The following is a 5,267-nucleotide window of genomic DNA, read 5'->3' on the forward strand; positions in this document are numbered from 1 at the left end:
ATCCCGATGACAATGCTCCACCAACATCCTCGATAACATTGTCTCCTACATGTATTACCCTGTTTGGCTCGAAACCAGAGATCTTAGCGAATTCCAGGAATATCTCCCTATCTGGTTTGCTATAGCCTATAATGTCCGAGAATACGGCTACCCTAAAGTATTTTGAGAGCCCGGTTTTATCCAATATGATCATTGTGTAAACACTGGGCCAGAATAGAACATTGCCCACTACACCCATATAGATGCCTTCATCATGGAGCTTACTTAAAACCGGTATAACATCAGGGTAGATTATCGATCCCGGTTCAACGGTTGTGAACGCTTCCATTAGGATGGAGTCAACAGTGTTGAGGCTGGTTGAGAGCTTTGCCGCGATTATCTCTTTGCCACGTGCAATGAGCTCAAGTGGCGGAATATTCGGCGTGAACCTCCTGAGCTTCCGGGCCTCCTCATGTGATACGTATATTGCTTTCCGCGCTTCATCGATGCTTAAACCCAGCCTATTAGAAGCTATCTCTGAGAGGTGATCAAGGGTTTTATCGAGATCCACAAGCGTACCCCATATATCGAAACTTATAGCCAGGCAACCAGCCATACCTAATCACCTATGCGGACCCTCAAATCTCTCCACTTCTTCAACGAGGTGTTCAATAACATCCATTAGTATCTTTAAACCTATCTCGAGCGCGCTGGGGGAGCCTGGTAGCACAACAGCTATTCTCCCATCCGGCAGTATATAGAGGCCTGCACGAGACAGTAACGCTCTCGACCCCTCTCTCTCATACGATATTCTCCTAAAGGCTTCACCAAAGCCGGGTAACGTTCTCCATGCAAGCGATTCAATAACGTCCACGGTTATATCCCTGGGACTGGGGCCTGTACCACCAATGAATAATACGACTTTGCTATTAGCCTCACGTATTACCCTGACTATGTCTCTATAATTATTACCTATCACGGTTTTCCCTGTAACCATATGCCCCCTCGCAGTAATGTAGTCAACGGCTTTCTCACCGCTAACATCCATAGATTCCCCGCTGGCAACCCTATCACTAACCACTACAATATGGAATTTCACAGCCATATTCAACACCATTGATATCTAGAACCACTACATGTTTAATTAACCTAGCTGTATCAACACTATTCCTACTTTACATGAATTTATCGCTCAGCGTAGAGTAAGAGAGCAGATATAGATACGGATCCCGAGGAATGTGTTGAATAGTATTTAATATAGGGTGCTGTGGATTTATAGATATCTTTAAATACCTGCAGATATCTCTAGGGTACTTAGAGCTCCTGTGATCCGCTGTGCGGTGAGGGCCGTGCTAGAAACCCGGATGGGGCCCTGTGGCATTGGGCTCGACCGAGCCCTATGCAGCCTGGGTGAAGCGAGTGAGTCCAGGCCAGGGGCTAACCCCGCTAACAAAACATCAGCAGGGAAACGCTGGGATGTTATATAGAGCTATAGAGCTTAGGTTTATAAGTAGGGGTTGATGATGCATGATAGCTAGAATACCTTTACTTCTACTCTTTACCACCATGGTATTTTCAAGCATCATCAGTGTACACGCTGGCTCTGTCACCGTTAATATAGCTGGGCTTTATGCTTCGATAATATATGATCCATTAGAGGATAATGGGGTGTTCGATCTAAACATCACTCTTTCAAGTAGGAGTGAAACCCCTGTTGAACTGACGCTGGATAATCCATTTGATCCATCTGTAAACCTCTCCTTGGTCTCAGTGGATTGTGAGCCAGGTGGAAACGTTGTTGTAGATTATGATGTCGATAGTATCACTATATTATTTAACAATACGAGCTGGGTGATGTTGTACTTCACTATAGAGGGCTTCATGGAGTCCAGTAGCCTTGGGTCTTACGTTGCCTACATAGACTTAACTGGTTATAACGATGTAGCGAACCTATTGTTAACGCTTCAAATACCATATGGATACCAGGTAAATGTAATGCCTTCAACAGGTGTCACTGTATCGCAGGGTAATGAATCAATAATAGTGAACTTATCCCAGGCGCTTCTCTACACTGTAACAACATGGGTTCCTGTAACAGAGGCTACCACATCACCCACGGCAACTATGACGACAATTACTAGCAGCACCACGTTAACTACCATTGGTACATCGGCTACAGCTATTACTATGTCTACAGAGCCAGCTACTGAATCGATCCCTGTAACTCATGGAGTATTAGGCAGTATCTTACCATTGGCGATAGGTATAATAATTATAGTAATGATCATTGTAATACTGGTTTTCTATGGGTATAGAAGATAGTTTCCTCTCTTAATGGACTTTTTAAATGCCTATCCTATATAGGTTCAGCCACTACACAACAAGTTCTAAATAAGAACGACGAGGCTTGGAGGTCATTCTTCCCGCTACTAAAAGCTAAGAAAGAGGGAAAACCACCGTCATTCATGACAGGAGTTAACCCGCCGGGGTATAGGAAGAGAGGTGGTAAGAGAGTTCTATGGGTTGTTCTGAGAAATGATCAGTATAAGTTTGAGGATGACTATGTTATATTGAAGGGTTTGAGGGCTCTCGGGTCTATCAGTGTTAGGTACTCTGGGAGAATACACGTCTTCGGGAAACAAGGTAGGGCTGAGATATGCTACGACCTTGATGAGAAGAAGAGTGGTATATGCATATATCCTTCGAAGTTGAGGAGAAGATCGTTAGAGACAAAATGATTAAAGTACCTGTGAACCCTCCTGGAAATAAGAGTGCTGGGATAGATATTGGCATTAACAATCTCTTGGCTGTATATGTTGAGGATGGTTCTGCATTGCTTGTAAGCGGGAGACCTCTAAAAGCTATTAGTTTCTATTGGAGGAACCGTATCTCGGAATATCAAAGCATGCTAAACAGATATGGGTTCAAGACGTCTAGGATGCTTAGGAAGATGTATAAGAAGTGGAGGAAGCAGATTGGAAGCTATATCAACTGGGCTGTGGGAAATACTGTTAAATGGCTCTATCTGAGAGGTGTATCAGAGGTAGTTGTTGGGTACCCGAGGTATATTGTTCAAGAGCCGGGGGAAGAGCCCTATGGTTAACTTTGAGATAGCCCATGTCTGGAGCTATAGATACCTGCTCAGAAGAATAACCGAGGTAGCAGAAGAATACAGGATCAAAACAGAGTTTGTAAGCGAGGAATATACGTTAACAACATGCCCATTATGCAGAACTCATGATAACCATAAGAGGATAACTAGAGGGTTGATCAAATGCTTCATACATAACAAGGTATTCAACGCATATCTTGTAAGAGCATACAACATACTCTTGAAGAGAAAACCCATAGCCCCGAGCCCAGCGTTAAGCGGGGTAGGGGTAGCGCGCCCGAGACCGGGCGCGGGGCTGAACCAGGCTAGAGGAGGTGTAGCCCCAACCTCCCTACCCTAAAGGGACCCCTCGCTCTTTAGGGCGAGGAGGAGGTCAGATAATTTGTTGCCCACTATTTTTTCTCAACCTTTAATATCACCGGCTTAACTCCAGTGTTGTCAATTGCGTAGAGAACCCATCCATGTTTATGTGTCACGCCCTTTATCTTCCTTATCATTATCTGGCGTACCTGTATAGGTAGCTGTAGGGATAACCCCTCTTCTAGACCGCGTGTTTCAATTATACCGTCAACTAGGTGTTCTATAGTGTACAGGTATTCTTTAAAGCCTTCTGTGGAGGTGTGGAGCGTTGCTATTATAGGTATTTTCAGTGTCTTAGAGATATTGGCTCTTAGAAGCTTGATGAACTCCATGAACCGTGTGGGATCGAGTGAGATCATTGCTTCGTTTAATGAATCTATAATGATTAATCCCTTACCACTTAACCTCGTTGAATCCAGTACACGTAGGATAGCGTTGGCAAGGTTCTCAGGGTTCCGTGGATCAACATCTTCTACTACGAGTGGATGAATCCTTCCTTTCTTGCCTCTGATCAGATAACTGAATCCATCTATTAAGAGTAGCCTAGAGGAGATATTGTCATCTATTCTTAAACCAAAGGACTCTAATTGCTCTATTATAGTTAAAGGATCATCGTCTAGACAAACATATATCACTGGTTCATTGTTCTCTATGATGTTCTTAGCTATATTGGCTACTATCACGCTTTTCCCGGAACCTCCTTCCCCAGCTAACACTATAAACGAGTTCCTTGGGACACCCTCGGGTAGTATGTAGAGGAACAAGTCCAGTGTAATAAGGATCTTCTCCAAGGCTACTGCCCCCGGTTTTATTTAATCCCAGGGGCATTAAATATTTATTTCCGGTAGCATCCTAGTGTATATATATTGTATATATATTATTTAAGGAGCTGCTTAATACGTGGTGGGAACTGGTGCTAGATTACAGGATATATGAACACCCCATAATAGATTTCAAGCGGGGACGGCTCATCAAGTTCACTTATAATGGCAACATTATAGAGGCATATGAGGGAGAAAGCATACTTGCCTCTCTATATGCTTTAGGCTACAGGGTTTTCTCCAGGAGCCCCGATGGTAGCAGGCCCCGGGGCGCTTTCTGCATGATTGGCAAGTGCTCTAGCTGCCTCTCATATGTTAACAATGTTCCAAATACAAGGATATGTATTGAGCCAGTGAGAGATGGAATTAATGTGGTAAGTGGAGACGGTATCCCGGAGCCGCCAGCTAATATTAGTAGTGCATCCGTGAGAAAGGAGATAGTGGATACGGATGTCCTTGTAATTGGTGCTGGTCCAGCTGGGCTCCAAGCAGCTTTAAAGCTGGGTGAGAAAGGCGTTGATGTGGTCCTCGTTACAGATCACTTCAGGCTTGGAGGCCAGCTGGTTAAGCAGACCCATAAGTTCTTCGGTGATACAAGATACTATGGTGGTGTAAGAGGCTTCAAAATAGCTGAGAAACTGGTCAACGAGCTCAAGAAGTATTCGACCATTAAAACATATACAAGAGCTTTTGCCTACGGGTTCTTCGGTGAGGGTTATATGGGTATAGCCGTCCAGGGGGAGGAACCTGTTAACCTACTTGTCAAACCCAGGTACACTATAATCGCAACAGGTGCAACTGAGAGGATGATTTTATTCGAGAACAATGACCTACCAGGTGTCATGGGGGCTGGCGGTGCTCAGACACTTATGAATGAATATGGTGTTAGACCAGGTGAGAATGCGTTGGTTGTGGGTAGCGGTAATGTTGGATTAATAGTGGCTTATCAATTACTGCAAGCCGGGGTAAGGGTTCACGGTATAATCGAGATAATG

At 44.2% G+C, this 5,267-nt stretch carries 8 protein-coding genes; 5 read left to right on the forward strand and 3 right to left on the reverse strand.

The genetic code is table 11. The features are described from left to right. On the reverse strand, positions 1–595 hold a 595-nt coding region (locus tag ACP5N5_RS05415; protein WP_428133643.1), incomplete at its 3' end, for an HAD family hydrolase. A gap of 6 nt (positions 596–601) precedes the next feature. Continuing rightward, positions 602–1,084 (reverse strand): MogA/MoaB family molybdenum cofactor biosynthesis protein, encoded by a 483-nt coding sequence (locus ACP5N5_RS05420; protein WP_428133646.1) that lies wholly within the window; start codon positions 1,082–1,084, stop codon positions 602–604. A 422-nt stretch (positions 1,085–1,506) separates the two neighbouring features. Between ACP5N5_RS05420 and ACP5N5_RS05425 the strand changes: the two genes are divergently transcribed. The 4 genes from ACP5N5_RS05425 to ACP5N5_RS05440 all read left to right on the forward strand — a co-directional run bounded on the left by ACP5N5_RS05425 (position 1,507) and on the right by ACP5N5_RS05440 (position 3,431). Further along, positions 1,507–2,301, forward strand: coding sequence for a hypothetical protein (locus ACP5N5_RS05425; RefSeq protein ID WP_428133649.1), 795 nt, complete (start codon positions 1,507–1,509; stop codon positions 2,299–2,301). A gap of 143 nt (positions 2,302–2,444) precedes the next feature. After that, the gene (locus ACP5N5_RS05430) at positions 2,445–2,717 is read left to right on the forward strand and encodes a hypothetical protein (RefSeq protein WP_051400980.1); all 273 of its coding nucleotides are present in this window, start codon (positions 2,445–2,447) and stop codon (positions 2,715–2,717) included. Further along, positions 2,669–3,082, forward strand: a complete 414-nt coding sequence (locus ACP5N5_RS05435; protein ID WP_428133653.1) for a transposase — start codon at positions 2,669–2,671, stop codon at positions 3,080–3,082. The genes ACP5N5_RS05430 and ACP5N5_RS05435 overlap by 49 nt, the downstream gene beginning before the upstream one ends. Further along, positions 3,075–3,431, forward strand: coding sequence for a zinc ribbon domain-containing protein (locus ACP5N5_RS05440; protein WP_428133655.1), 357 nt, complete (start codon positions 3,075–3,077; stop codon positions 3,429–3,431). Before ACP5N5_RS05435 ends, ACP5N5_RS05440 begins: the two co-directional genes overlap by 8 nt. A 52-nt stretch (positions 3,432–3,483) precedes the next feature. Here ACP5N5_RS05440 and ACP5N5_RS05445 read toward each other — a convergent pair whose 3' ends face one another. Then, positions 3,484–4,242, reverse strand: coding sequence for an RAD55 family ATPase (locus ACP5N5_RS05445; RefSeq protein ID WP_012607874.1), 759 nt, complete (start codon positions 4,240–4,242; stop codon positions 3,484–3,486). A 122-nt stretch (positions 4,243–4,364) separates the two neighbouring features. Here ACP5N5_RS05445 and ACP5N5_RS05450 point away from each other — a divergent pair. Further along, the coding region (locus ACP5N5_RS05450; protein WP_428133659.1) for a 2Fe-2S iron-sulfur cluster-binding protein at positions 4,365–5,267 on the forward strand (903 nt) is incomplete at its 3' end.

It is taken from the genome of Desulfurococcus sp. (genome assembly GCF_049970475.1).
GTDB lineage: Archaea > Thermoproteota > Thermoprotei_A > Sulfolobales > Desulfurococcaceae > Desulfurococcus > Desulfurococcus amylolyticus.

Coding starts and splice junctions, on each gene's coding strand:
- ACP5N5_RS05420 (WP_428133646.1), bottom strand. CDS start 1,084: ATGGCTGTGAAATTCCATATTGTAGTGGTTAGTGATAGGGTTGCCAGC.
- ACP5N5_RS05425 (WP_428133649.1), top strand. CDS start 1,507: ATGATAGCTAGAATACCTTTACTTCTACTCTTTACCACCATGGTATTT.
- ACP5N5_RS05430 (WP_051400980.1), top strand. CDS start 2,445: ATGACAGGAGTTAACCCGCCGGGGTATAGGAAGAGAGGTGGTAAGAGA.
- ACP5N5_RS05435 (WP_428133653.1), top strand. CDS start 2,669: ATGCATATATCCTTCGAAGTTGAGGAGAAGATCGTTAGAGACAAAATG.
- ACP5N5_RS05440 (WP_428133655.1), top strand. CDS start 3,075: ATGGTTAACTTTGAGATAGCCCATGTCTGGAGCTATAGATACCTGCTC.